19 protein-coding genes are annotated in these 26,370 nt (G+C 64.6%); 15 read left to right on the top strand and 4 right to left on the bottom strand.

All coding sequences use genetic code 11. From position 1 onward, the window contains the following. Positions 1-17: 17 nt before the first annotated feature. Positions 18-1,331: a hypothetical protein gene (locus ACIA49_RS04005; protein WP_396375591.1), complete on the top strand. Its 1,314-nt coding sequence runs from the start codon at positions 18-20 to the stop codon at positions 1,329-1,331. On the opposite strand, the gene ACIA49_RS04000 is transcribed toward ACIA49_RS04005, so the two are convergent. Next, on the bottom strand, positions 1,328-2,344 hold the full coding sequence (locus ACIA49_RS04000; protein ID WP_396375590.1) for a hypothetical protein: 1,017 nt from the start codon (positions 2,342-2,344) through the stop codon (positions 1,328-1,330). The genes ACIA49_RS04005 and ACIA49_RS04000 overlap by 4 nt on opposite strands. A 175-nt stretch (positions 2,345-2,519) precedes the next feature. Here ACIA49_RS04000 and ACIA49_RS03995 point away from each other — a divergent pair, with 175 nt between their 5' ends. From ACIA49_RS03995 to ACIA49_RS03985, 3 genes are all read left to right on the top strand, one after another. Then, positions 2,520-2,795 (top strand): DUF3892 domain-containing protein, encoded by a 276-nt coding sequence (locus tag ACIA49_RS03995; protein ID WP_396375589.1) that lies wholly within the window; start codon positions 2,520-2,522, stop codon positions 2,793-2,795. 94 nt (positions 2,796-2,889) lie between these two features. Further along, positions 2,890-4,131 (top strand): ATP-binding protein, encoded by a 1,242-nt coding sequence (locus ACIA49_RS03990; RefSeq protein ID WP_396375588.1) that lies wholly within the window; start codon positions 2,890-2,892, stop codon positions 4,129-4,131. Then, a complete protein-coding gene (locus ACIA49_RS03985; RefSeq protein WP_396375587.1) occupies positions 4,128-5,537 on the top strand; it encodes a hypothetical protein in 1,410 nt (469 codons plus the stop codon). Before ACIA49_RS03990 ends, ACIA49_RS03985 begins: the two co-directional genes overlap by 4 nt. A 1,770-nt stretch (positions 5,538-7,307) precedes the next feature. Here ACIA49_RS03985 and ACIA49_RS03980 read toward each other — a convergent pair. Continuing rightward, positions 7,308-9,227 (bottom strand): restriction endonuclease, encoded by a 1,920-nt coding sequence (locus ACIA49_RS03980; protein WP_396375586.1) that lies wholly within the window; start codon positions 9,225-9,227, stop codon positions 7,308-7,310. Between the two features lie 1,448 nt (positions 9,228-10,675). Here ACIA49_RS03980 and ACIA49_RS03975 point away from each other — a divergent pair. Beyond that, positions 10,676-12,532 carry a DUF4209 domain-containing protein gene (locus tag ACIA49_RS03975; RefSeq protein ID WP_396375585.1) on the top strand — a complete coding sequence of 619 codons (1,857 nt, stop codon included), beginning with the start codon at positions 10,676-10,678 and terminating at the stop codon, positions 12,530-12,532. A gap of 545 nt (positions 12,533-13,077) precedes the next feature. Here the strand turns inward: ACIA49_RS03975 and ACIA49_RS03970 are convergent. Further along, positions 13,078-14,058 carry an NmrA/HSCARG family protein gene (locus tag ACIA49_RS03970; RefSeq protein WP_396375584.1) on the bottom strand — a complete coding sequence of 327 codons (981 nt, stop codon included), beginning with the start codon at positions 14,056-14,058 and terminating at the stop codon, positions 13,078-13,080. A 93-nt stretch (positions 14,059-14,151) separates the two neighbouring features. Between ACIA49_RS03970 and ACIA49_RS03965 the strand changes: the two genes are divergently transcribed. The 10 genes from ACIA49_RS03965 to ACIA49_RS03920 all read left to right on the top strand — a co-directional run bounded on the left by ACIA49_RS03965 (position 14,152) and on the right by ACIA49_RS03920 (position 25,571). After that, complete coding sequence (locus ACIA49_RS03965; RefSeq protein ID WP_396375583.1) at positions 14,152-14,643, top strand: MarR family winged helix-turn-helix transcriptional regulator; 492 nt, start codon at positions 14,152-14,154, stop codon at positions 14,641-14,643. Between the two features lie 97 nt (positions 14,644-14,740). Further along, positions 14,741-15,067: a hypothetical protein gene (locus ACIA49_RS03960; RefSeq protein ID WP_396375582.1), complete on the top strand. Its 327-nt coding sequence runs from the start codon at positions 14,741-14,743 to the stop codon at positions 15,065-15,067. Continuing rightward, a complete protein-coding gene (locus ACIA49_RS03955) occupies positions 15,064-15,960 on the top strand; it encodes an FAD:protein FMN transferase (RefSeq protein WP_396375581.1) in 897 nt (298 codons plus the stop codon). The genes ACIA49_RS03960 and ACIA49_RS03955 overlap by 4 nt, the downstream gene beginning before the upstream one ends. Continuing rightward, entirely contained in the window at positions 15,960-16,517 is a 558-nt protein-coding gene (locus ACIA49_RS03950) for a hypothetical protein (protein WP_396375580.1), read from the top strand. Before ACIA49_RS03955 ends, ACIA49_RS03950 begins: the two co-directional genes overlap by 1 nt. Next, positions 16,514-17,707 (top strand): NADH-ubiquinone oxidoreductase-F iron-sulfur binding region domain-containing protein, encoded by a 1,194-nt coding sequence (locus ACIA49_RS03945; RefSeq protein WP_396375579.1) that lies wholly within the window; start codon positions 16,514-16,516, stop codon positions 17,705-17,707. The genes ACIA49_RS03950 and ACIA49_RS03945 overlap by 4 nt, the downstream gene beginning before the upstream one ends. Continuing rightward, positions 17,700-17,909: a ferredoxin gene (locus ACIA49_RS03940; protein WP_396375578.1), complete on the top strand. Its 210-nt coding sequence runs from the start codon at positions 17,700-17,702 to the stop codon at positions 17,907-17,909. Before ACIA49_RS03945 ends, ACIA49_RS03940 begins: the two co-directional genes overlap by 8 nt. A gap of 127 nt (positions 17,910-18,036) precedes the next feature. After that, on the top strand, positions 18,037-22,896 hold the full coding sequence (locus ACIA49_RS03935) for an NAD-glutamate dehydrogenase (RefSeq protein WP_396375577.1): 4,860 nt from the start codon (positions 18,037-18,039) through the stop codon (positions 22,894-22,896). Between the two features lie 251 nt (positions 22,897-23,147). Continuing rightward, positions 23,148-24,644 carry an FAD-dependent monooxygenase gene (locus ACIA49_RS03930; protein WP_396375576.1) on the top strand — a complete coding sequence of 499 codons (1,497 nt, stop codon included), beginning with the start codon at positions 23,148-23,150 and terminating at the stop codon, positions 24,642-24,644. Beyond that, entirely contained in the window at positions 24,614-25,210 is a 597-nt protein-coding gene (locus ACIA49_RS03925) for a TetR/AcrR family transcriptional regulator (protein ID WP_396375575.1), read from the top strand. The genes ACIA49_RS03930 and ACIA49_RS03925 overlap by 31 nt, the downstream gene beginning before the upstream one ends. A 13-nt stretch (positions 25,211-25,223) precedes the next feature. Further along, positions 25,224-25,571 (top strand): hypothetical protein, encoded by a 348-nt coding sequence (locus ACIA49_RS03920; protein ID WP_396375574.1) that lies wholly within the window; start codon positions 25,224-25,226, stop codon positions 25,569-25,571. A gap of 12 nt (positions 25,572-25,583) precedes the next feature. Here the strand turns inward: ACIA49_RS03920 and ACIA49_RS03915 are convergent, their stop codons facing one another. Then, on the bottom strand, positions 25,584-26,321 hold the full coding sequence (locus ACIA49_RS03915) for a GntR family transcriptional regulator (protein WP_396375573.1): 738 nt from the start codon (positions 26,319-26,321) through the stop codon (positions 25,584-25,586). Between the last annotated feature and the right edge of the window lie 49 nt (positions 26,322-26,370).

Here is a 26,370-nt window from a genome sequence, read left to right as displayed (position 1 = left end):
TGACGTACGGTGAAGTGGTGGCTACGGCGCAGTACAGAACGCTGTTAGAACAGATCGTCCACGAAGGACCATGGACGGTTGAAGAGACGTGTCGGGCGTTCGAAGCCCGGGCGCAGCAGATGAAAGAGTCGGCGACGCTGTCACCGCGGCAACTTGCGCGGTGGATGCGAGGCGATGTTGCTCAAGCAAGAGCAGTCGCGCAGCGTGTAGCTGAAGCGTTCTGGGGTCATCGTTTCGAGGTCTTGCTCGGCTCGCCGCACGAGGCACTTGAGTTCGAGCGCTACAGCGGAACGGCCGCGTCTGGCCTTTCCGTTGACATCGAATCGTTGGAGGCAGCGGCAGTCATGGCCGCCCACGAGAGTTTTGAGCACGCAGCCCGAATCGCCGGCACTGTTGACTCGGACGACATTTCGTTGCTCCAGGAGTCAGTCCTCGAGCTAGCCCGTGATTATCAAACCAAACCCCCGTTGCAGTTACTCACCGAGGCCCGCCACATCCGCAATGTCGCTTACCTACTACTCGACAAGACGAGACGCCCGGCCCAGACCAGCGAGCTGTACCAGGTCGCTGGACAAGCCTGTGGACTGCTGTCGGTCGTCTCATTTGACCTTGCACGCTGGGACGCGGCCGAGGAGCAGGCCCGCTCGGCACGTACCTACGCCGAACTGATCGGCGACGCCCACCTCGAGGCGTGGTCTCGAGGCACGCAGGCGCTCATCGCCAATTGGCGTGGGCAGAGTCGGCGCGCGGTCGAGCTGATCGCCAGCAGTGTTGATGCTGCTCCGGCAGGTGCTTCAACCGCGCGTATCCGAGCAATAGAGGCGCGAGCGTGGGCCGAGCTTGGTCGACCTGATCAGGTCAAGGAGTCTCTCCGGCTGGCCGACATCGAGATGGAGCAAGTGCAGGACAGCGAGCTGTACAGCGCCACCGGCGGAGAGTTTGGCTGGGGCCAGAGCCGCCATTCGGCGTGTGCTGGTACCGCCCTGCTGACGGTCGGTCAGGGCGAGTCGGCGGTAGCTCGCATCCAGGACGCCATAGCCCTGGTGCCAGAGGACCCCCTAGGCGGCTTGGCGCCGGCCCGCGCGCAAGTCGACCTGGCAACTGCTGAGCTCCTGGCTGGCCGTCTTGATGCCAGCGTGGACGCGCTTGAATCTGTCTGGACAATTCCAGCACCAAGTCGGCGTCACGGGGTGACCGGGCGGATGGAACAGCTGTCTCGCCGCCTTACTGGCCGCGACTGGCGTGACAGTACGGAAGCTGTCGAGCTACGCGACCAGATCGAGGTGTTCAACGCCGAGGCGGTATCCCGCCTGGCGCTTCCGACCGCCTAAGGTCTGTTGTCCCAAGCGGCGAGGAGCTCCGCCTCGCGCTCGGGCGACAGCCCGAGCTGATTCTGCCGCGGATGGTCGATCAGGCCATCGCGATCGAGCGCCTCTTTGAAGTCGTAGAGAGTGTCGACCAGGGGGCGGCAGACGAGGCCTGCTTCGGCGGCGCGCCGGCCATCGACCTGCCAAGTCGCTTCTGGGGTTCGCCACAACGGGATTTCCGTCCACTGCCGGACGCCTTGCTCAGCCAGCCAGTGCGGTTCAACCCAAACAGGTTGAGCGCGGCGTCCGGTCAGTGCGAGGCAGGTCTCGATCATGTCGCCAAATGTCGAGTGACCGACCCGAGCTACCAGATTGAACACACCGTCCCGCTTCGCCTCGATGGAGTCGAGCAGAAACGTCGACACGTCGCGCACATCGACCGGTTGAATGGGTTGCTCTGGCGGCGCTGGGAGCAGCCACCGACCCCCGCGGGCTGCTCGCTCCAATAGCTTCAGCCCGCGGCCGACGTACTCGCCCGGACCCAAGATGACCCCTGGCCGGACGATCAGGCTGTGCGCGGAACCCTCGACCGCGGCAACCTCGCAGCCTGCCTTGAGCGTGCCGTATCGACCACCGATGGTCATGTCTGCCAGTTCGGGTGATTTCTCGGTGAGCGTCGGCGATGACGGCCAGAGAGGCGACGATTCGTCGACCACCACTTCGGGCCAGTCACGATAGGCGCTGACAGTCGAGACAAGCACGTACTGCGCGGCACGACTTCTGAGAGCCGCCGTGGCCTGCGCAACGTCGACGGGTTCAAACGCGCTGGTGTCGATAACGGCGTCCCACGGGCCCGACTCGGCCAGGTGGAGTAGATCGGAGTCGTTCTTCCTGTCACCCACGACATGTGTTGCTCCGGCGGGCGGTTGCCCGCTCTTTCCGCGGGAATAGGCGGTGACCTCCCAGCCACGAGCCAAGGCGTCGCCAATCAGGGTTCGGCCGAGGAACCAGCTGCCACCGAGCAGGAGGAGTCGCATGTTGAAGATCTTGCCGGATCGATGGTCGACTCTGCGAGTCGCAGTTCGCGAGTATGGCCGTCACAATCTGCGACCGAGCCCTTGGCAACGGAGCGTGACGGGTGCATAGTGCAGATTCGAAGCACGCAGAGTAGCCGCTGGGGGGCCAGGGCGGCGAGCTTCGAAGGGGGCCCTGATGATCTACATAACCGCTGTCCACATGGAACCGAGTTGGGGCTCGTCGCACGAGCATATCGCCGAGGTCCGTTGGCAGAACCCTCAGAGCCGGGCAACCGGAGTATCCAGCAAAGCCGCGATGGTCGGCTGGATCGCTAACAAGAGTGGAGATGCTCGCGTTCGCGATCTGTACGGCGACGTGCAGGTCGGTGTCGTGGAGGCGAATCCTCCGTATCTGCGCACCTATAGCGACAATCGGTACACCGATAACTTGCTGAGCTTGCCGCGCTATTAGTCCGCGGTCATGAGGGTTCACATAGTCAGCTCCAATCGACAATTTCCCTGGCCTCAGCGGCCCTTGAATGCAGACTTGGAAGTAAATGAGTGCCATGGATGACAGTGAGTTTAGAATGCGTGGGCGGGTAAGCCATGTGGACGATGAGGCGGGTGTTGTCTATATCGAGCTGATCAACGGGTCATCTATACGCTGTGACAGGAATGCGGGAGACGATTTGGTCCTTGGTGATGTCGTCTTAGTGGGGACGGGCACGTTAGAGGTCGAGAGGGCACCGATTGAGATATGGCCGGAAGTGCAATGGATCGGCACGGTGCGGGCCATTCTCGATGCCGAGATTGTTGTTGCTATCGGCGATAGACTCAGAATTTTCCCTAAGTCGACCACGTTGGAGTTCGCGGTAGGAAACTCGGTGCAGGGCACCGATGCATATGGCCCGTTTCGGTTGCTAAGTGAAACCCCAATCAAGCAGTATGAGATATCCATAGGTGAGCAAATTGACATCAGTCAATTTAAGACGGCGCCGGGCGCATCGCCCTCATTCGAAGACTTCGGTGGATCACCTGACATCGTAGAGCGGGCAGCTGAACTGATCGAGGTTCCGCTCAAATATCACGAGCCACTTCTAAAGATTAATGCCCGGGCGGTCAAAGGGGTTCTGTTCACAGGGCCAGCTGGAACCGGCAAGACTATGCTTGCGCAGATAATTGCAAACAAGGCGAAAGCTCAGTTTTACCAAATCAAAGGCCCGGAGATTGTCAGTAAATGGCTAGGTGCCAGCGAGGAGTTGATTCGGAAAGTCTTCGAGGATGCTCGTCAGCAAGAGCGCGCTATTATCTTCTTCGATGAGCTTGACAGCCTCGCGCCGCAGCGTTCAGATGAGTCGCACGAGGCAACACGTCGACTCGTCGGTCAACTTCTCACCGAGATGGACGGCTTCGACAAGACGCAAAATATTGTGGTGATCGCAACCACCAACAGGCCGCAAGATCTCGACGTGGCACTGCGCCGACCGGGTCGCTTTGACTGGCAGATTGATTTCATGCTCCCAGTGGAGGCTGATCGGCAAGCAATTCTAAGAACATCTTCTAAGAAGCTTGAAGTTGCGGGTGATCTGCCATTGGCGGAGATTGCCAAGAAGACAGAGGGATGGTCGGCCGCCGACCTGACTGCGATCTGGACTGAAGCTGCACTCTTGGCGGTTGTCGATGACCGCGACGCAATCCTTCCAGAGGATTGTTACGGGGGCTATGAGCGCGTGCTGAGGCACAAGGTCTCGATTGACGCGAGTCGGCAGCCTGGATCGACTCGTGCAAATGGGGAGGGCCGGTCATGAAATGGCTCAAGAAGCAGCTCGGCCGCCCGCGGATATGGTGGCGGAATCGTCGTCGTCGGAAGAAGCCAACGCCTCAAGCGCTCGAGGCTGCGTTTCGCGAATTCGTTTACCTGGACGAGGTAAGTGTTGTCAGTTTGCTGTCGGCACGGCTAGGTCAGGTGCCGAGCGAGTTCACGCAATCTGTCAGCAATACATCAAAGGTAGAGATTACTTCCGGCGTCGATGCAGATGCGGGTGTGGTCAAGTCGAAGGTAGGCTCTAGGTTCGAGTCTTCACAGGCGCAAGATACAAAAGTAGTGAGTCGCGCAACGATTCAGACAGGTTTTCGCAATCTTTATGCCAAAGCAGTAGAAGACGGATCCCTAGCTCTAGGGCCTATTTCTGGACATTCTGCGCCGATCGCGCCTGTCGACGCGGCGGCGATCTTAGCTGCTGGTGTCCGGAGCGCCTCGCAGGATCTTACTTGGCTAGCGCCAGTCAATGACTTGCATCGCGGCGACCTTATGGAGGTCGAAGTCGAACTGCAGGCCGATTCTGTCTTTCACTTCAGCACGGTGCTGTCGATCCTGTCTGAATTGTTTGGCGAGTCAGATCAGATTCTCTCGCAGATCGATAAGAAGAGTTTCGATCAAGTGCTTGAAGTCAACGGCATGCTCGACAAGTTGTTGGTTGGACTCGTTCCGATCAAGTGCTTGATTGCTGACTATTTTCTTGCCAATGCAGAGACTGAGTCGCCTCTGATTGTGAATCGAAAAACAATCGAGGCCATCCCTGAGGTCAGTCGTCCTGATTCAAGGCAGGTTCACCTGGTTGCCGTTCTTGAAAAGGAACTATTCTGGAAGGATCTTCGGCGCGTCCTCTTTGCCGGCAGTCGATTCCGTGTGTTGTGCAGGTTGAGCAGTGAGGGTGTCGCGGACTCCTGGAACCCAGTGAAGCTTGCAGAAGTTTTGCGAGAAGTGGCACCCGAACTCGGAGGTATCGTCGAATCTTTCGGTGACAATGCGATCGGATTCATGAAAGAGTATACAAAAAGCCAGAAGGGCGCACTTGAGCCTCGTGTAAATGCTTTGATTGACTACAGTGAACTCGTGGCTAATTATCAGAGTCTGTCGCTGAATGAAGCGCAGAAGGCGCACGTGAGTGAACTTGCGAGTGCTCATGCTGACCAGTTGACCTCGGTGCCGGAGTCGCGCAAGGGGTTCTTGGCCGTTTCCCAGTACATGGCAGAGATCTCTGGCAAATCACTCATGCCAAAGGATGCGGCGGAACTGAGGCAACAAGCGCAGGAGCTCAATGGTCTTCATCCTGGAGGCTCGCTTGTGTCGAGGGCCTCGGCAGCAATCAAGCCTGCTTCGAAGGGGGACGGTGCAAATCTACATGCCGAGGTGATAGCCATCTATTGGTAGTCCTGTGCGTTGCGGACCGACGTTGTCGGGCATCGATTCTGTCGGCGGCGTTCCCGGTACCTGCGGGGATTGGAGACCGGCCACGGGCTTTGCGTCGCGGTTTCACCTCAGTCGGGCGAGTTGCGGCGGGTTTCGTCGGCGTCGATGAATTGCTTAGAAGCGCCGCCTATCGATCAGCGATGGAGTCACGGACCCCGGGCGTTTCTGCCGGCAGTTGTCAACGACGACGGAGCATCGCGCGACTTGGACCTGCCGAGGATGTGTCGCTTGAACTAGAGGCCGTCGGGTAGGTCGGGGCGGGAGGTGCGAGCCCGGTTGGTTCGGCGTCGGCGAGTGCGGGCGATGGAAGGGATCATCACGGGTAGTGGTGGTCGCCAGGCTGTCAGGGCTGGTCGGGTTCGTGGTCGAGACCTGCGCACCGGCAGTGTGTGAGTGCCTCAGAGAGGGCCCTGTGGCCTTGGCGGAGTTCGGTGAGTTGGGCTTCGAGACGGTCGATGCTGGAGCCGAGGGCGGCGAGCCGTTGTTGGCCGGTTTCGGTGCAGCGTGAGGGGGCGGATTTCAGGCTTCGCCAGTGGCGGAGGCGGCAGAGGTCTGTGCAGAAGCGTTGGTCAGATCTGCTGGCGATGAAGGGCGTGGCGCAGTGCTCGCAGGGTCGGGTTCGGGCTTCGAGCTTGGCCAAGTACGGGTTGTCGGTGATGTCCATATCGGCTTCAACGGAGCGCGGGTGATGCGTTCGGATATTCGTTTCGCTGGGCGGAAACTCCTTAGATGCCAGAAGTGTGACGGTGTCCGCCCTCCGCGGCCTGGGCAAAAAGTTGTCGTCGGCATCCGTTGAGTTTCGTGAACCAGGCGATCGGACCTGGAGGAAGCGACTCAGAGTCCGCGGAGGAACGCAGATGAGTAGAGAGACCGATCCTGGGAGGCAATGCAATGAATGTGCTGTGACATTCGACGATCTTGATCGTGTTGGTGCGTTGACCCGGCTGGCTCATGAGGTCGCACGCTTACACGAACGGCGACCGCGTTGGTGCGTGGACGACTGGGACTCCGCCGGATTCCAGTCTGACGGCCGAGGGCTTTGACGATGGGGTCAATCGAGCGAACTGGCACTCTGCGACGCACCCGCGAGCGGCAGGCGAGCGTTCGGGCTGCGTCTGCCCGGGCGGCCGCAGCACAGCGTCGGTTACGGCGTGCGGTTGATGCAAAGCGCCAGACGATCGAACGGTGCGATGGGCGGATCGCGATGGCTGAGGAGATCTCAGAGGCGGCAACCGCGGACCTGGCGATGGTATGCGGGTCGGCTGAGGTAGCAGCGGAGATCCTCGGACTCTCTCAGCGCCACGTCCGGCGAGCCGTGAAGGCACAGCGAGAACGACGCTCGCTGAGCCGTGAAGGCACAGCGAGAACGACGCTCGCCCGGTCACGGGTTGGAAGTCCGACGAGATGCCGAAGTGGTGTGAGTTCGAGCCGCTCCGAGACACCGATCAGGTTGCGGCCCATTGAAGGTGCCACACGCGTGCCTGTTCCCTTGGCGATCCTGCGGATGCGGTCTGCCAACTGGAGGAGTCGGCCGCCATCGGAGCTCTCACTCCTCTGAGGCCATGGCTTGGTTTGCCACTCCTGAGCACGGCGCCTGAAGTCAGCGGACGGTCGGATCACGGGTCACCGCCGGGCGCGTCGCCCGTCAGTTGGTGACCGGCAGCGACAGCGCATTGATCCGTAGATCCGACGTTGCCGCCGACTGCGAGCACCTCAGCGCACTGACGGAACTCATTTGTCCTCCGGATGGGCGCTAGAGCGGTAGAAGTCCTCGAACGCGGTGGGCAGGATCGTCTCAAGGTCGTAGATGACGGATTCGATCTTCTGCTGGAGCGAGGGGTCTTCGAGGAGGCAGGGGACGAATCGGGTCATCAGCATGTGCTGACCAGTCTCAGTCCGTCGAGCGACTAGCAGGGTGATCACGAGGTCGTTGAAGTTCTCAGTCGGCCATCTGCGCGCGCCAACGCCGATGATGGCTTCAATTAGCGGCCCGTCGACGACGCCTGGAGCTCGCCATCGCGGTACAGCCGCACTGCCGCTGTAGGAAGGCGGCGGCCATCCGTCCATCGTGCCCTGCGGCTTGTAGGGCGTTGGAGCGAGGCCGGCGTTGGTGGCTATCTGATCGAGCGGGGAAACGATGGCCCATGCGGCTTCGACGACCTTGTTGTAGAGGGTGTTGTGATCGGGTTCAGCGGCGGTTGGTTGTGGGACATCGACCTGTGGGATCCGGTTGTACTGCTCGAAGTACTCAGCGACCTGGCCGGAGTCGGCTGCCTTGAATGCTTCGTCAGCCACGGCGGCGATCGACGGAACGAATTCGACGTCGACTACGACGATGTCCATCGAGCCGTCTCCGACGTAGGACGCTGCGAGCATCTTGTTTGCGGAGTTCGACACGAGTTCGACCGCCGAGGGAGCAAGGCCGAGTCTTGCGACGGCAGCATGTCGACCGGTGTTGACGTCTGTCAGTTCGAGATAGCCGTCGCCACCCGCGATCAGGACGTGATCGTCGTCGATCCGAAGTATTGCGGCGCCATTCGATGTACCTGTGTGGAGGCCTCGCAACGTCTGATGATCGAGGTTCTGGATCACGGAGAAAGAACTGCTGTGGACGACTGCCAGGCGATTTTCGTCCATCCAGACGGCGGCGCGTGCTGACGAATCCCAGCGCGTCGACAGTGGATTGCGCTCCTCTTCTCCGAGCTGCGTCCCCAGCCTGGTGATTGTGATCGACGGTGGGCCACTGAGGCCTGTGTCGCCGTCCAGAACCCAGACTGCACTGTCGACCGCTTGGAGCAAGCAGGAGTTGTCGGAGAACCCGCCCCCCACGATCGAAAGGTCGCCGTCCTTGAATCGTGCGACAGCGTTCCGCCGTACGACTAGCACAGAGCCATCGTCGGCTTGCAAGGCGTTGCGGTGGCAGTCGCGCAACGGCACCCGCCATCGTGCGCGTCGTTTCACCGCGTCTACCCCAGCGATCCCATCCGCATGGGTGACGAGGATCTCGTCGGAACTGCCGTACGCGATACCGAGCTGGTTAGAGTTGGCGAGGGTAACGAGCGGCTTGGTGGCCAGGCTGAGCTCAGATGGAGCCGAAGAAGGTGCCGGCGGGTCGAACGAGACTGGAGGTTCTGCGGATCGACTCGCCAGAAGTTGTGTCAGCGGAGAGTACGCGTCTCCGCGGAACGCTGCTCGATCGTGAGCGAGCCCGATCAACTCCTGTGGCGGGACCAGTCCGCTGAGCATCGCCTCGAGATGACTGCGGTCAAACAGCAAGACCTCGAGTTGGCTGCCGGAGTCCAGGCCGCGGAGGGCGTCGGCGGTGAATCCGGCCATCGACACGAAGATGCCGATTGGGCCACGTAGGCGCTGCTTCAGGCGAGCCTGCAACTTGAAGAGCGGATCAGCGTTCGTCTTCTCGTGCTCCCACTTCGCCTCCACTAAGTACCGCTCACCGTTCAGCGTGAAGGTCACGTCGATCTCACCACGTCCGGGCGAGAGCGTCGATGCCTCGGCCTCGATACCCCAGCATCGGAGCATCTCGGCGATGAGGCCGTTGAAGCGCTGGCCCCGTGTTTGTCGCGCACCCTCGGCAGCGCGCAGCTGACCGTACTCGGAGATCAAGGCCCTCAGCCCTGCGGCATCATGCATGCGAGCATTGTCCTCGCGGCGCAGCCGCTACCTGTTCGCCTTGCCGGTTCAGCGTCGCGGGAGCGGATTCCGCCCCGATGCTTGCGACGTAGCGTCGCGGCCGTGAATGCTGTCCTTCCAGCTCGCCAGGTACACGAGTGCACCTTTCTCGTTCCGGATCGATGGCGGGATGGCGGTCGCCGTCGTGAGTGCGGGCTTCCAGATCCGCTCGTGTACGCCCGTGCTTTGACGTGTAGGTCGTCACGCCACTGGAAGAGGGATGGGCACGCTGTCAGGCTTCTCTCGCGGCGTGCTGTCGGGGCCATCCGATTGGTCTTGATGTGCCGCGTCAGCACCTCCGCGGCGCCATCGGACATCGGAACAGGCGTGTATCAGGCGAGCGCCGTACTGACTCCTTCTAGGTGGAGTTGGCTCCCTTCGAATGTGGCAGGTGCATGAAGGAACGATGTCGGACTCAGCTGATTCGCAATTATACGGAGGTGCTGAGCTGAAAACCATGGTCATAACAATGGCTATATCTGTCAGTATCGCCGTAATGCAGCTATATCTCAAGTTGACCAGTCGCGAGAAATATACTCCACCAGGTGCGAATCGAGCGATACCAAGATTGACGCGAGATGACGCGCTCTTCTGGACGGACTGGTTTATTGCAGCGTCGGCCGGACTTGCGCTGTCCGGATTCCAGGCGTATCGGACTGAACACTCTCCGACTATGAGTCAATGGCTTGCGTCAGGTGCTCTTCTTATATTGGGTGTCAGTGCGGTCCCGTGGGTCATGCGCGAGCGGGCCTATGACTCGGCGAACAAGCTCAGATGGAGATGGGTGATTGGCGCGAATGTGTTTGGTTTGCTGACGCTCGCTATCGCTGTCGCTGCGGGGGTGAGTGTATATGAGTGGTGAGAACCCGATGGGTCCTCGCGGACCTCGTGACCCTCAAAGAGTGCCCACCCTGATTGCGGCAGGCGCCTCTGCTCTGACGGGCATTGTTTCAATATTTGTGTGGGCTGGATTTAATGGAGTTATATGGCTAGGCGCAATAGTCGCGCTAGCATCGCTGATAACCGCCGTGGCCGCATACTTCGTCAATAGGAAGTGACTGCGTTGACGGGTCCGATTAGCTAGTGAGTACTTGCCAGACCGGTGGAGGTGTGCGGGGTCCGGCTTTCTGAGGCTGAGTCGGCGCCGACGCTGACTCGAAGGACGATCTCGACCGGATCCCGGACAGTCCTTCGCGACGGCTCGCCCAAACTCAACGGCAGCCGGGTTGTATTTCGAACGGTCGAGAGGTCCTCTTCTCATAGATACATCGCGAAGGCTCGTCGGTCGTACCGACTGCATGGGCATGGCGGCTGACGGTCTTTTACAGGCGGGGCTGTGCGAGACGAGGGATTCGATGGGTGCAACCGGAAGCGGACTTTGGTAGCCGCCGAGTCGAGGGGAGCCGGGAGTGAGTGAAGCAACGCCTGCCGTCGGAGAGGAACAGGTCGATCCGGCATGGTGGGAGGATTGCGTGTCGGGACGTGACCTTGAGCAGCCGGAAGTGCTGGCGACGGACTTCGAAGCGCGGCTGAGGCAGGAGGATCTCGGAGCGCTTGAGAGGCAGGTGCTTGAGGCTCTGGCGATTGCTACATCGGCGCTGCTCCAGCCGGACAACTGGCTGGAGCCTTTCAAACCGATGATGATGTGGGATAACAAGCGATCGGCGCTGCCCAGTGACCTCACTGCCGAGCAAATCGTCGTGCTCGGTGAGGTCGCCCCGCTGATCAAGGCGACGACCCTCCGGGCTCGCGTCGCGGACATCGCCTGGTTCTACGGCAACCGCGGAGCGGTCGAGTTGCTCACTATGGCGATCGATGCCTATCGGGCGTGTCCGCTCGAGCGGGAGGACTGGGCGACAGTGGGGGAGGAGTCGTGGCAGAGGGCCCTGCAGCTCGCCAAGCGACTCGGCCGCGAGCGGTCGGTGGTCGTGCAGCCGATGTGCGACGCGATGCGGGACAGGATCTTGACTGCCGGACTAGCTGATGGCTATTTCGTCACTCGGCTCTCGCGGCTGTTGAACAACAGTGCTCGCTTGCCGGTCGAAGTCGCGGGGCGGCTGGCGGAGCGATTCGTCGAGCTGGCCTCGCAGGCGTTACCGCTTGATCAGCGGCTGTCTCGACACTTCGAGCGAGAGGCATTGTCATGGTTCGGGCGAAGCGGGCAAGCCAACGAAGCAAATGCCTGTGGCGCGCGGATCGTCGAGACTTATGTGGTCGCCGCGGATACCCGAATGGCAGAAGGCCTTTCGGGAGCTCTCGTTGCTGGCTTGGAGATTGAGAAGGCGATTTCCAGCCTCCGTGAGCTTCCTAGGTCGTATCGCCAGGCTAACGGCCTGGATCTGCGGATCGATCAGCTGCGAGCTCGTCTGGACGATCTACGCCAGGCAACGGTCGAGGCGATGGTGACGATCGAGGGAGAGACGATTGATCTGGAACCGTACGCCACCGGCGCCATGGCGCTGGTTTCTGGAAGGACGCCGTTCGAAGCGCTAGGGCGGTTCGCCAACATCTACTCGCTCAGCGACAAGGACGAGAGCTACGAGCAGGTCAGGCAGCAGACCGCGGGAACGATCGCGGGGTTATTCCCGCGCGCGACTTTCAGCCGAGATGGTCGTAAGGTCGCGGCAAGCGGTGGCATCGACGACGACGGCTTCATGTGGTCCGAGGTAGTCAGGAACTTCCGGTATCGAGTCGAGCTTGTCACGGGCGGACTGATCTTGCCTTCCCGCGAACGCTTGATCATCGAGCATCTCTACCGTCTCGATTTCTTCCAGGCGCTGTGTCTGGAATCGCCCTTCGTCCCACCTGGGCATGAGCGCCTCTGGGCGAGGGGCCTCTGGCACGGATTCAACGACGACTTTCCGTCAGCTGTGTCTGTTCTCGTGCCTCAGCTTGAGCAGTCCGTACGCGTTCGTCTGAAGGCATCCGGCGTGAACACGATCATCACCGATGAGGCAACTGGTGTTGAGACGGAGAAGGGACTCGGGACTCTACTTGTCCAGGAGGGAGTCGAGGATCTGCTTGGCAGCGGCCTCACCCTGGAACTTCGCGCCCTGCTGGTGGACAAGGACGGAGCGAACCTCCGCAATGAGATCGCGCACGGTCTCATCACGGATGACGGTAGCTGGAGCTACTCGGCTGTCTACTGCTGGTGGCTCATGCTGAGACTTGTGGTGCTGCCTGTCTGGATCCTGTACCGGGAGACTGAATCTAGTTCTGAGCCGGTGGCTGAAGCTTCTTCTGCGACAGACGATGCAGCAAGTTGACGCGAACTTCGGTCGTCAGATAGCCGTGCCCGAGTTGAACGTGTCGGGAGTGGGCAGCGAACCACTTCAGTCGCTGCCCACAGCCTGTCGATGTCAATAGCAGATTGGTTCGTAGGCCCCTATCGCAGCTGCTGAAGGCGTTGCCGGCGCCGGCTCAGCTGCGAGCCCTCGGCGACAGGTGGGCGACGAGGGATCTGACCACACCGCAACTCCAGGTCAGACGCCCCAACCCCGGCTACGGGATCGGCTGGGGGCACCGCGTCCTAGACGGGGTCGCCTATCCAGAGACCGCTACGGAGCATGGCCGAAGCCCATCGACCGCTGCTTCGATCCGACCTTCATTAAGTTCAACGTCCTGCTCGTGAGGTTGGACAGACCGAGTAGGCAGTCCAGTCGCATTCCCTCGAGTGGTCAGTTCCGGTCGCCCGGATGGCCCGGTTGTGCTCCGTTCCTGCTCCGTCACTGCTCCGTGAGAGAGCGCGAAACGGTGGTGATTGGTGCTCAGTGACGAGTGTTCCGGATCAGGGCGAGTCTCCATGGCGGAGCTACTGGACGGCGGCCTTCAGTTCGTCTTTATGCAGGTCAAGCCACATTTTGAAGGACTGGAGGCGGGGATTCAGGTCGCGTACGGCGGCCAGGTCGCGGTCGCCGGTGAACTGGTCGGCGTTCTCGGCGTAGTACTGGAACATGTTGGCGATCTCGACGGCCATCGGGAAGCCGAGGGCGCGGTACTCGTCCCAGGTGTAGGGCTGGTAGGTGACCTCTTCGCCGAGGGTGTTGGTGAGGGCGGCGGCGAGTTGGACGCCGGTGAGGTGGTCGCCGGCGATGCTCACGGTGCGGCCGATGAACTCGTCGCCGCGCTGGAAGATGGCGAAGGCGGTGCGGCCGATGTCCTCGACGGCGATGCCGGCCAGGGGCTGGTCGGCCAGGGGCAGGGTGAAGACGAGTTTGCCGCTCTCGTCGCGGACCGGGCCGAGGCCTTGGGTCAGGCCGTCGTAGTACCAGGTGGTGCGGAGGAAGGTGCTCGGTACGCCGTACTTGGTGAAGAGCTCGTCGGCTTCGCCTTTGGCGTCGAAGTGCGGGACCTTGTAGCGGCCGTCGTCGAGGCTCGGCACCCGGTCGGTCTCGCCGAAGTGCAGGCGGGTGTCTTCGAGGGTCGACCAGATCACGTGGGCGACGCCGGCGTCCTTGGCGGCGCGGGCGGCGTTCTCGGCCTGCTGCAGTTCCATCTCGGCGCGGGTCCGGGCGGCCTCTTCGGCCGGCGTCCGGGTCACCCAGTAGTTCGTCACGACGAAGGCGCCGTGCGCGCCCTCGAAGGCCTTGCGCAGGCTTGCTTCGTCGTCGAGATCGGCCTCGACGACCTCGGCACCGGCCGCGGCGAGGGCTTGGGCTGAAGCCGACTTCGCACTGCGGGTCAGCGCTCGGACGGCATAGGTCCCGGAGGCGTCGTCGAGGATGGCGCGGACCAGTCCGCCGCCCTGTGAGCCGGTGGCTCCGACGACGGCGATCAGCTTGCGCTCGGTCATGTTCGTTCACTCCCTGGTGAGGTTGATGTGTCAACTCGAAGCCATCGTAGCTCGTCGGGTTGATGTGTCAACCGGTCGGGTAGGATGGGGAGCGTGGGTACCGGACCGTGGCTCGACGATGACGAGCAGAAGGCATGGCGGAGCTATCTGCTGATGCACAAAACGCTGGAGACGCATATGGAGCGGCACCTCCAGCGCGAGTTCGGCCTGTCCAAGTCCGACTTCGAGATCCTGGTGAACCTGTCCGAGGCGGAGACCGGCCGGATGCGCGCGTTCGAGCTCGGGCAGGCGACGCAGTGGGAGAAGAGCCGGATGTCGCACCACCTGACCCGGATGGAGAAGCGCGGGCTGGTACGGCGTGAGTCGTGCGACTCGCGCTATCCCGAGGTCGCGATCACCGACGAGGGCCGGGCCGCGATCGAGGCCTGTGCTCCGGAGCACGCCGCCCGGATCCGGAAGTTCTTCGTCGACGTGTTCGGCCCGGACCGGCTGGCCGCGCTGGGTGAGGCCTCGGACGAGGTCGTCGACACCATTCGCAAGCACGAGGCGTCGGACTGCCCGCCGGAGGTCCGCGGTACCTGCTGACCTGAAGGCTCCACTCAGGGAGTTCTCAGCAGAACTTGACGCTCGCTTGAGGGTCTCTTGGAGTGGGCCTGAGGGGCGCGCGACCAGGCTGTCGGTCATGGTCACCACAGCAGCGTTCGACGATTCCTCCGACCGGCGGCGGCGCTGGTTGCGCCGGGCCTCCGTGGCCGCGGCAGCCACCGCCGTACTGGGCATCGGCACGGCGGGCCTCTCCGTCGCCGTCGTCTCCGCCCGGCACGCCACCCCCGCCGCCGGCTCCACGGGCTCGACCGAGTCCAGCGGCTCTACGGGCTCCACCGGCTCCGCGCCTTCTGCCTCCACCGACGACTCGGGCGGCAGTTCCGCCAGCAGCCCGTCGGACGACAGCGGTCTCGGCTCCGCCCCCACCGAAGCTGTTCCGCAGGGCGGGAGCAACGGATCATGAGCGCGTCCCGTACCTGGACCGCCTGGAGCTGCACGGTCCGTCTGACCGTCGACGACCCCGCCGTGCTCGGTGCGGCCTGTGGTGAGCTGAAGGCGCTGATGGATCGCGTCGACAAGGCCGCCAGCCGCTTCCGCTCGGACTCGGAGCTGTCGATCGTCAACCAGCGCAGCGGCGCGATGGTCCCGGTCTCCCGGCTGCTCGTCGACCTGGTCGACGTCAGCCTGATGGCCGCCTCGATCAGCGGTGGCGCAGTCGACCCCACGGTCGGTACGGCGGTGATCGCCGCGGGCTACGACGACGACATCGAGACGGTACGGCGTCGCCTCGCCCAACCGGTCGGAATGACGGCAACTGTTCCCGGCTGGCAGCAGGTGCAGCTCAACCGCAAGCTCGCGCTGCTCGGCGTACCGGATGGCGCTGTGCTCGACCTCGGTGCGACCGCCAAGGCGTGGACCGCCGACCGTGCTGCCCTCATCCTGAGCAAGCGCTACGGCTGTGCCGTACTGGTGGAGATCGGCGGCGACCTGTGCGCAGCTGGTCAACCGGACGAGCCCTGGGTCATCACGGTGGCTGAGCGAGCCGGTGACCCCGGAGTGCTTGTCACACTGGCGCATGGCGGTCTGACGACCTCAACGCGGACTTCGCGCTGCTGGGAGAACGGGCACCACATCATCGACCCGCGGACCGGGCGACCGGCTGACGGTCCTTGGCGAACCGCATCCGTGTGGGCGCCGACCGCCGTACGGGCCAACACCTTCAGTACGGCGCTCATCGCCACCGGCGAGGCGGCTGTCGGCCGACTGACTCTGGCTGGTCACCCGGCCCGGATGGTCGCCAACGACGGTGAGGTCACCGAACTGGCCGGCTGGCCCGCATCGACCCAGGCGGCCTGATGACTCTCTGGTACGTCGCCCGCGCGGCCGGCGTGGTCGCCATGATCATGTTCACGCTCGCAGCCGCGCTCGGCATCGTCAGCTCGGGCAGTCGCCGACCGGACCGCCGTTTCTGGTTCCAGTACGTGCACCGCTCAGCGGCCGTCACCGGTCTGGTCCTTCTGGTGGCTCACGTCATCGCAGTGATCGCCGACAGCAACGTGGCGATCAGTACGACCGTCCTGGTCTGGCCGTTCGGCTCCGGCTACCGGCCGTTCGCAGTGACGCTCGGAGTGCTCGCCCTGTACGGCCTCGTGCTCGCAACAGTCGCCGGGGCAGCCCGTGGTCGGCTGGCACGGTTCGCCACCTTCAGCAGGTACTGGAGGACGATCCACATCGCCGCCGCGGTCGGCTGGGCGCTGTCTGTCGGGCATGGGCTCTTGGCCGGGACCGACCGCAGTACGCCGTGGATGCTCGCCATCACTCTCAGCTGCCTGCTCGCTGTGGTCGGCGCCGGCTTCTACCGCGCGCACACCTATGCGCCACCCAACCTCGTCCGTGCCGGGAGAGCCCGATGAAGACTTTGCAACCAACCAGCGTGATCGGGGACGCCCGTCTCCTCGCAGGACTCGACCATGGCCGACTGGATCGGCAGGGTCATCTCTGGGCGCACGGTGCACAGCCCGAGCTGACCCGAGCGGCGTACCTGGAGCTCTGTGAAGCGGTCGGCCTCAAGGGACGCGGCGGTGCCGCCTTCCCGGTCGCCCGCAAGCTGGCCAGCCTTCCGGCGCGCGGAATCGAGGCGGTGGTCGTCAACGGTTCAGAGAGCGAGCCGGTCAGTCGCAAGGACCGCCTGCTGCTCACCCTGTCACCTCATCTGGTTCTGGACGGCGCTACCGGTCTGGCTCATGCACTGGGCGCTCCGCACGTACTGATCGCCGTCCACGATGCCGAGGCGGCCCTGTCGATCCGGGAAGCGATCCTCGAGCGCGACGACCGACTGGCGATCGAGGTGACCGAGACCCCTGGGCGCTTCGTCGCTGGTGAGGCTCGTGCAGTCCTGAGCGTCCTGGAGGGCGGTCCGGCCGTTCCGCCCGGGCGGAAGGTGCTGCCCACGCGGCAGGGTTACCACCGGCGCCCGACGTTTCTGTCGAATGTCGAGACGTTCGCCCAACTCGCCGTACTGGCTCGACTCGGCGCACGGCGGTTCAGTGCGACCGGACTGATCAGCGAGCCCGGGACGCAACTGCTGACCGTCGACGGCGCAGTACGGCGACCAGGCGTGATCGAGACGCCGACCGGCGTACCGCTGGAGACCGTGCTCCAGTACGCCGGTGCTGACGCCGGACCGGTACTGCTTGGTGGGTATCACGGCCGCTGGGTTCCGCGGCCGACCGGCGTGACACTGCAAGGCGTGGGCATCGTGGTCGCACTCGGCACCCAGACCTGCCCGCTCGGAGAGGTGCACCGGGTCGCTCAGTGGCTCGCGAGCCAGTCCGCCGGTCAGTGCGGACCCTGCGTCTTCGGTCTCGCCGGACTGGTCGACGACTTCGACCGGATCGTCCGGGGTGACGTCTCCGGCTGGTACGACGCCCAGCGGCACCTGGGCCTGGTCCCGGGGCGCGGCGCGTGTGCGCATCCGGACGGAGCGGCCCGGTTCCTGGCCTCGGCCCTCGAGGCGTTCGGCGACGACGTACAGCGTCATCTCGGCGAAGCGCGTGGCTGCGGTCGCCCGGTCCTCGGCGTACTGGAGGTCAACCATGGCTAGGCTCGAAATCGACTGGACCCGCTGCGACGGCCACGGCCTCTGCGCCACGCTGCTCGGGGGTGACGTAAGTCTCGACGAGTGGGGTTTTCCGGTCCTGAAGGGGCGTGAGATCACGGCCGGTGAGCTGCCGGACACGCGCCGCGCCGTACTGGCCTGTCCGGCCCTCGCACTGCGTCTCGAGAAGTCTGTTAAGCGTTACTGACCAGTCGTCGGACAGGGCCGTCCCGACATCACACCAGTGACAAAGGTGGACTAATCTCTGAGAGACCGCACAACGGCGTGCGGCCGGTGCCGGCAGCACCGAAAGTCACGTGTGGAGACGGTGGGGAATGCAGAGCAAGCTGGACGTCCAGAAGGCGGATGTGCTCGCCAAGGCGGTGGCAGCTGGAACACATGGTCACGACAAGTCGGCCGACCCCGGCAAGCTGAAGACCTTCCTGGAGCGCTACTACCGGTACGTCGCCGCCGAGGACGTGGCCGAGCGCCAGCCGGCCGACTGCCTGGGCGCGGCTCGGCACCACTACAAGAGCGCGGTCTCCCGCCCGCAGGGCACGGCGAAGGTGCACGTCTTCACGCCGACCCTGGAGGAGCACGGCTGGACCGCGAACGGGCGGACCGTCGTGGAGATCGTCATCGACGACATGCCGTTCCTGGTCGATAGCGCCTCGATGGTCATCACCCAGCGCGACCTCGAGATCCAGCTGCTGATCCACCCGCAGTTCGTCGTCCGCCGCGACGTCACCGGCCAGCTGGAGGAGGTGCTGGACGACACCGCCGCCTCGGATGCGCACGACCTGGTCCGTGAGAGCTGGATGCACCTCGAGGTCGAGCGGATCGCCGACGTGGCGCAGCACCGCGACCTGGAGGCGGCCCTGCAGCAGGCGCTGCACGACGTCCGCGAGGCGGTCGAGGACTGGCCGAAGATGCACGAGAAGGCTGTCAGCATCGCCAACTCGCTGAACGCCGCCGACCTGCCCGTCGGGGAGAACGAGGTCGAAGAGGCCAAGGAGCTGCTGGAGTGGCTCGCCGACGAGCACTTCACCTTCCTCGGCTACCGCGAGTACGACTTCACCATGGAGGGTGAGCAGGGCATCCTGCGCGGCGTCCCGGGCACTGGTCTGGGCATCCTGCGGCCGGACCCGAAGCCCGGCGTCGGGAAGCTGCCGCCCGAGGTGAGCGCCAAGGCTCGTGAGCGCAAGCTGATGATCCTGACCAAGGCGAACTCGCGGTCCACCGTGCACCGCTCGTCGTACCTGGACTATGTCGGCATCAAGCAGTTCGACGCGAACGGCGACCCGATCCGGGAGTGCCGGTTCATCGGGCTGCTCTCGTCGACGGCGTACACCGAGAGTGTCATGCAGGTCCCGGTACTGCGGCGCAAGGCGCTGGAGCTGTTCCGGCTGACCGGCTTCGACCCCAACAGCCACAGCGGTAAGGGACTGCTCGACGTACTCGAGACCTACCCGCGTGACGAGCTGCTGCAGGCACCGGTCGAGGACCTGCTGCCGATCGTGCAGTCGGTGCTGCACCTGCAGGAGCGCCGCGCGGTCAAGCTCTTCGTACGGCGGGACGTGTACAACCGCTACCTGTCGTGCCTGGTGTACCTCCCGCGTGACCGCTACACCACCGCGGTCCGGCTGAAGATGCAGGACATCCTCAAGGACGCCATCGGGGCCGAGTCCGTCACCTACGCGGCGTATGTGACCGAGTCCGTGCTCGCGCGCGTCCACTTCGTCGTCCGGATGAAGCACGGTACGACGGTCGGCGACTTCGACCAGGATCTGCTCGAGCAGCGCATCATCGAGGCCACTCGGGCCTGGGAGGACGACTTCAGCGCTGCCCTGCACGCCAAGGGTGGCGACGGCGCGGTCGCTCAGCTGGCCCGCCGGTACGGCGATGCGTTCCCGGAGGCCTACAAGGAGGACTTCGACGCCCGCGTCGCAGTGAACGACGTCGCGGTGCTGGAGGGGCTGCCGGCCGACAACGGCCTGGCCATGTCGCTCTACAGTCCGATCGACGAGGAGTGGGCGGGGGAGCGCCGGTTCAAGGTGTTCCGGACCGGCTCGGCGCTGTCGCTGTCGCAGGTGCTGCCGCTGCTGACCCACATGGGCGTCGAGGTGATCGACGAGCGGCCGTACGAGATCCGTCGTGACAACGGCACCGTCTTCGTCTACGACTTCGGGCTCAAGGCGCCGCCGAAGTCCGAGGAGCGCGAGGAGCTCCGGCAGCTGTTCTCCGACACCTTCCAGGCGGTCTGGCAGGGCAAGGCCGAGTCCGACGACCTCAACGCGCTGGTACTGCGTGGTGGGCTGAGCTGGCGGCAGGTGTCGATCCTGCGTGCGTACCAGCGCTACATCCGTCAGGGCGGTACGCCGTTCAGTCAGTCCTACATCGAGAACACCTTCCTGAACCACGTGGACGTGGCCGGGCTGCTGGTCCAGCTGTTCGAGACCAGCTTCGACCCCTCGCGTGGGGACGCCGACGACCCGGACCGGGTCGCGCAGTGCGACCTGCTGGAGAAGGAGATTCTCGCGGCACTGGACACCGTGCAGTCGCTGGACGAGGACCGGATCCTGCGGTCGTACCTGACGGTCATGAAGGCGACGCTGCGGACGAACTACTTCCAGCCGGCCGCCGACGGGCAGCCGCGGAACTACATCTCGCTCAAGCTCGAGCCGAAGGCGATTCCAGACCTCCCGCAGCCGCGGCCGGCGTACGAGATCTTCGTGTACTCGCCGCAGGTCGAGGGTGTGCACCTGCGGTTCGGCGCGGTCGCGCGCGGTGGTCTGCGCTGGTCGGACCGGCGTGAGGACTTCCGGACCGAGGTGCTGGGTCTGGTCAAGGCGCAGATGGTGAAGAACTCGGTGATCGTGCCGGTCGGCGCGAAGGGCGGGTTCTACGCCAAGCAACTGCCCGACCCGTCGGTCGATCGTGATGCCTGGCTGGTGGAGGGGATCGCGTCGTACAAGACGTTCATCTCCGGACTGCTCGACATCACCGACAACATCGTTGCCGGTGACATCGTTCCGCCGCGCGACGTGGTCCGGTACGACGGCGATGACGCGTACCTGGTCGTTGCCGCGGACAAGGGCACGGCGACGTTCTCCGACATCGCGAACGGGGTCGCCAAGGAGTACGGCTTCTGGCTCGGCGACGCGTTCGCGTCCGGTGGTTCGGTGGGTTACGACCACAAGGCGATGGGCATCACCGCCCGCGGTGCGTGGGAATCGGTCAAGCGGCACTTCCGCGAGATGGGCCACGACTGCCAGAACGAGCCGTTCACCGTGGTCGGTGTCGGCGACATGTCCGGTGACGTGTTCGGCAACGGGATGCTGTTGTCGGAGCACATCAAGCTGGTCGCGGCCTTCGACCACCGGCACATCTTCCTCGACCCGACGCCGGATGCGGCGGCGTCGTTCGCCGAGCGGCGCCGGCTGTTCGAGCTGCCGCGCTCGTCCTGGGCGGACTACGACGCGGCGCTGATCTCGGCCGGTGGCGGTGTCTTCCCGCGCACCGACAAGGCGATCCCGGTCTCGGCCGAGATCCGTGAGGCGCTGGGGATCGAGGGTTCGCGGCCGACGCTGACGCCGGCCGAGCTGATGAACGCGATCCTGAAGGCGCCGGTCGACCTGTTCTGGAACGGCGGCATCGGCACGTATGTGAAGGCGACCACGGAGTCGCACGGCGATGTCGGCGACAAGGCGAACGACACGATCCGGATCAACGGCGCCGACCTGCGCGCCAAGGCGGTCGGTGAAGGCGGCAACCTCGGCTTCACCCAGCTCGGCCGGATCGAGTACGCCGCGGCCGGCGGGCGGATCAACACCGACTTCATCGACAACGTGGCCGGCGTGGACACCTCCGACCACGAGGTCAACATCAAGATCCTGCTCGACAAGGTCGTCGCCGACGGCGATCTGACCGAGAAGCAGCGCAACGACATCATCGCGTCGATGACCGACGAGGTCGGGAGCCTGGTTCTCAAGAGCAACTACCGGCAGAACATCGCGCTGGCCAACGCGGCCGCGCAAGCCGCCGCGTTGCTGCACGTCCACCAGGACTGGGTACGGCGGCTGGAGAAGCAGGGCCTGCTCGACCGCGAGCTGGAGTTCCTGCCGAGCATCGCGGAGTTCAAGCGCCGCAAGGCCGACGGGCGTGGGCTGACCTCGCCGGAGCTGTCGGTGCTGATCGCCTACACGAAGATCGTGATGGAGGCGGAGCTGCTGAAGACCTCGCTGCCCGATGACACGTTCCTCAAGCACAAGCTCGCGTCGTACTTCCCGAAGGCGATGCAGGAACGGTTCGACGACCAGATCCAGTCCCACCAGCTGCGGCGCGAGATCATCACCACCCAGGTGGTGAACGAGTTCGTGAACACCTCCGGCATCACGGCGTACCACCGGCTCTCGCTGGAGACCGGCGGTTCGGTGGAGGACGTCGTACGGGCGAACCTGGCCGCGTCGCGGATCTTCGCGCAGCCTGATCTGCTGTCGGCCAACGCCGCGCTGGACAACGTCGTCGACGCGGCGACCCAGACACACATGCGGCTGGAGACCCGCACGCTCGTCGAGCGCGCGACGCGTTGGCTGGTGAGCAACCACCGGCCGCCGGTCGACATCCAGGACCTGATCGACGACTTCGCACCGGGTATCGCGAAGCTGACGACGGCCCTGCCGGAGCTGCTGCGCGGTCGCGAGCTGGCCTTGTTCGAGCACCGGCGTGAGGCCCTGGTCGAGAAGGGCGTCTCGGCCGACTTCGCGACCAGCATCGCGATCCTGCCCCCGGCGTACGCGGGTCTGGGCATCGTGGAGACGGCCTCGGCCGACGACCTCGACATCCTCGAGGTCGCCAAGGTCCACTTCGCGCTGGCCGAACGCCTCCAGCTCGGCCTCTTCCTCGAGCGCATCATCGGCCTCCCGCGCACCGACCGCTGGCAGACGATGGCCCGGGCCGCCCTACGCGACGACCTGCACGCCGTCCACGCCCGCCTCACCCGCCAGGTCCTCGCCACCACGGACGCCGGCGAAGACCCCGAGACCCGGGTCATCGCCTGGCAGGACCAGAACGCCACGGCCCTGTCCCGAGCCGCCACCATGCTCGAGGAGATCGTCGACACCGAAGGCCCTGAGCTTGCCCACCTCTCGGTAGGCCTCCGCCTGGTCCGCACCCTCCTGGCCAACCAGGCCTGACCCCCGCCCCACCCCACCTCGCCCCGCTAGCCGGCAATTTCAACGGATCTCCCCCCAAGTTGACGGTTCTCCCCCCGAATTTCGAGCGGAGAACCGTCAACCTCAGCAGATATCCGTTCACATTCGTGGGGGCGTGGCGGGGTCGGTCGCTGCGTGCGCCGGTACGACCTTGAGCACGGCCGAGCCCGAGACTGGTTGAACCGCGTTCAAGGTGCTTTGCAGTTAGTAATCGGTACCGTACCGTTTATTAAATGACGGAGACTGTGCTGGTGGTGGGAGCTGGGCCGACGGGGTTGGCGCTGGCGGTCTGTCTGGCGATGCGGGGTGTGGGGGTGCGGGTGATCGACGGCGCGCAGGGGCCGTCGTCGACATCGCGCGCGCTGGGGCTGCAGCCGCGTGGCGCCGAGGTGCTGGAGCGGATCGGGGCGCTAGGGGAGTTGCCCCAGCGCTCGAAGGCGATGCTGACGATCAACTATCTCGACGGTCAACGACTGCGCCTGCAGTTGCCGGTCGGCCGGGCCGCGGTCGGCCTGGAGAAGCAAGCGCTGCTGGTGTCGCAGGCCGAGGTGGAGGGTGAGCTGCGACGACGGTTCGCCGAGCTCGGCGGCAAGGTGGAGTGGTCGACGCGGCTCGTCGGTTGTGAGCAGACAACTGAGCTCGTCAGTGCGACCGTTCAGTTGGCAGACGGTACGACGGAACGCTTGGACGCGGACTGGCTGGTGGGCTGCGACGGCGCACACAGCGTGGTGCGGAAGCTGGCGGGCATCGGCTTCCCGGGGCGCAAATTGGTCGAGCGGCTGCTGATGGTCGACGTCGAGGCCGACTGGCCGTACGACGCGAACGGTAGTACGACGTGGATGTCGGCCGGCAGCATGCTCTCGGTGACTGCGATGCCGGACAACGTCTGGCGCGTCTTCAGTGAACCGCCGCCAGGTCTGCCAGAGGTGTTGTCGGAGGCCGAGATCACCTCACGGGTACTCGAGGAGTTCTCCCGCCGGAGCGGGACGAGTCTCGACACAGTGGGTTCAGTGCGGTGGGCCTCCGAGTTCCGCCTGCACCGTCGACTCGCCGACACCTACCGGCGCGGGCGTATCTTCCTGGCCGGCGACGCTGCCCACATCCAAAGCCCATCAGGCGGCCAGGGTCAGAACACTGGCCTCGGCGACGCCGAGAACCTGGGCTGGAAGCTGGCTCTGGTCGCGAACGGCCGCGCCGACGCCTGCCTACTCGACACCTACGAAGCCGAACGCCGCCCACTGACCAAAAGGGTGCTGGCGGCAACCAGTTCCGCCATCGACATCATGCTCCCGACCACGTGCTGGGGCCGGTTCCTCCGCGATCACGTCGTGATGCCGATCCTTCGCCTCCGAGTCGTCCAACGCCGCCTGTGGCTGGCCGCCTCCCAGCTCACCGTCTCCTACCGAGGTGGTCCGCTCGCCGCGTCATCCACACCGTGGAGCCGTCGTCCGCGCCCAGGCGACCGTGTCCCCGACCTGCCCTGCCGACGAATCGACGGGACCGAAACCACCCTCCACGCGGCGATCGGTGGCTCCTGGGTCGTGCTCGCCAAAGACCCCACCCCGTACGTCGATGCGCTCGGCCCGGACCTGGTTCGTGGGTTCACCCCAGTCGGTACGACGCAGCCCGACGTACTGCTGATCCGTCCGGACGGACACCTGGCTTGGCGTGGTCGCGGCGGACCGGAGATGCTGTCCACATGGCTGAACCAGGTTCTGTGGCCCGCGTAGACCGCGGCCGCCCGCGCAACCCCGGGAACGACGCCGCGATCCTGGACGCCGCCCTCGACCTGTTCATCGAGCGCGGCGCCGCCGGCGCCAGCATCGAAGCGATCGCCCGCCAAGCCGGCGTCGCCAAGCTGACCGTCTACCGCCGCTGGCAGTCCAAAGAAGCACTCCTGATCGCAGCTCTCGAACATTCCCGCGAATCAGTCGACGACACACCGCCCTCGACGATCGACGACCTCGTCGACCGAACCGCCGAACTACTGAGCCGGCCCCGCTTCCGCGCCCTGATGGCCCGCGTGATCGGCGCCTCGGTCGACCAACCCGAACTCGTCCAGGCCTACACGAAACGGCACCTCGAGCCCCGCATGACCGCCGTCGCCGACATTGCCCGGCAAGCCATCGCAGCCGGCCACTTCGCCCCCGACACCGACCCGACCGCGGTTCAGGATGCCGTCACCAGCGCGATCAGCTTCGTCCTCCTCCATGCGGGCGAACCCACCGCCCCCGAAATCAAGCAACGCCTCCACACCCTCCTGCAGCACATGGGTTATCTCGTCCCAAGGCGGTAAGGAGAATGCTGCAGTGATCACGCTACTGTCCGACCGGTTCGACGTGGCGGCCGAGGGGCTGCGGGCGTGGCGGCAGAAGCTGCTCGTGGGTACGGCGGGGGACCGCTGGATGGCGTACTTCGACTGCGGGTTCCAGGGGACGGATGCGGTCAGCACGGTCGGGTATCTGGCTGAGCAGCTGAAGTGCCAGGGGCTGGCTCGCCGAGTACGCCGCCGCGCTCGGCGTGCGGCCGTTCGACGAGACCTTCTCTGCCGGCCGGGGAGTCCTGGTCGAGAGCAGGCAGAAGGTGCCGCGCAAGGGGCAGTCGGTGTCGCTTGCCGACACCCAGCAGTACTGGGGCATCGTTCCGGGGGTTGCTGACCAGGTCCGCGGTTAGCGTTCGGAGACGAGGACGTCGACGGAGTACTGGTCGGCGCGGTAGCAGTGGCTGCCGTACTCGACGGGGGCGCCGTCGGCGTCGTAGGCGGAGCGGGTCATGGTGACCAGGGGCTCGGCTTTGGACATGTGCAGGGTACGGCGCTCCTCGGCGGTGGCGTTGCGGGCGCCGATCCGTTGACGGGCGACGGTGGGGCGGATGCCGCGGGCGCGGAGGACGGCGTACAGGCCGTCGCGTTCGAGGTCGGCGACGGTCAGGTCGTTGAGGGCCGGGGGCAACCAGTTGCGCAGGATGGCGAGTGGCTGGTCGCCGGCGTAGCGGAGGCGGACGATCGAGACCAGGGGTGTGCCGGCCGGGAGGCCGAGCATCTCGGCGGCGCGGTCGTCGTGCGCGTCGGTGGTGAGTGACAGGACGTCGGTCCGCGGGGCACGGCCCTCGCGGACGAGGTCGTCGTACAGGCTGGTCAGCTCGGCCTTGCGGTGCACCATCTGGTTCGCGACCGTGGTGCCGATGCCGCGGCGGCGGACCAGCAGGCCCTTGTTGACCAGCTCGGAGATCGCCCGGCGCACGGTCGGCCGGGACAGGCCGAGCCGGTCCGACATGGCGATCTCGTTCTCGAACGGGTCGCCGGGGCGCAGCGTACCGCCGCTGATCGCAGCGGTGAGCTGCTCGGCGAGCTGGTGATAGAGCGGCACCGGGCTCGTCCGATCGATGCTGATCGGGAGGGTCGCCATGGCCCGGGATATTACAGGTGTGGGCATGTCATGTCTGCACGTTCGAATG

It is taken from the genome of Kribbella sp. NPDC051587 (genome assembly GCF_044453945.1).
GTDB lineage: Bacteria > Actinomycetota > Actinomycetes > Propionibacteriales > Kribbellaceae > Kribbella.
The sequence above is the reverse complement of the archived record's forward strand: the minus strand, read 5'-3'. Positions and strand labels throughout refer to the sequence as shown.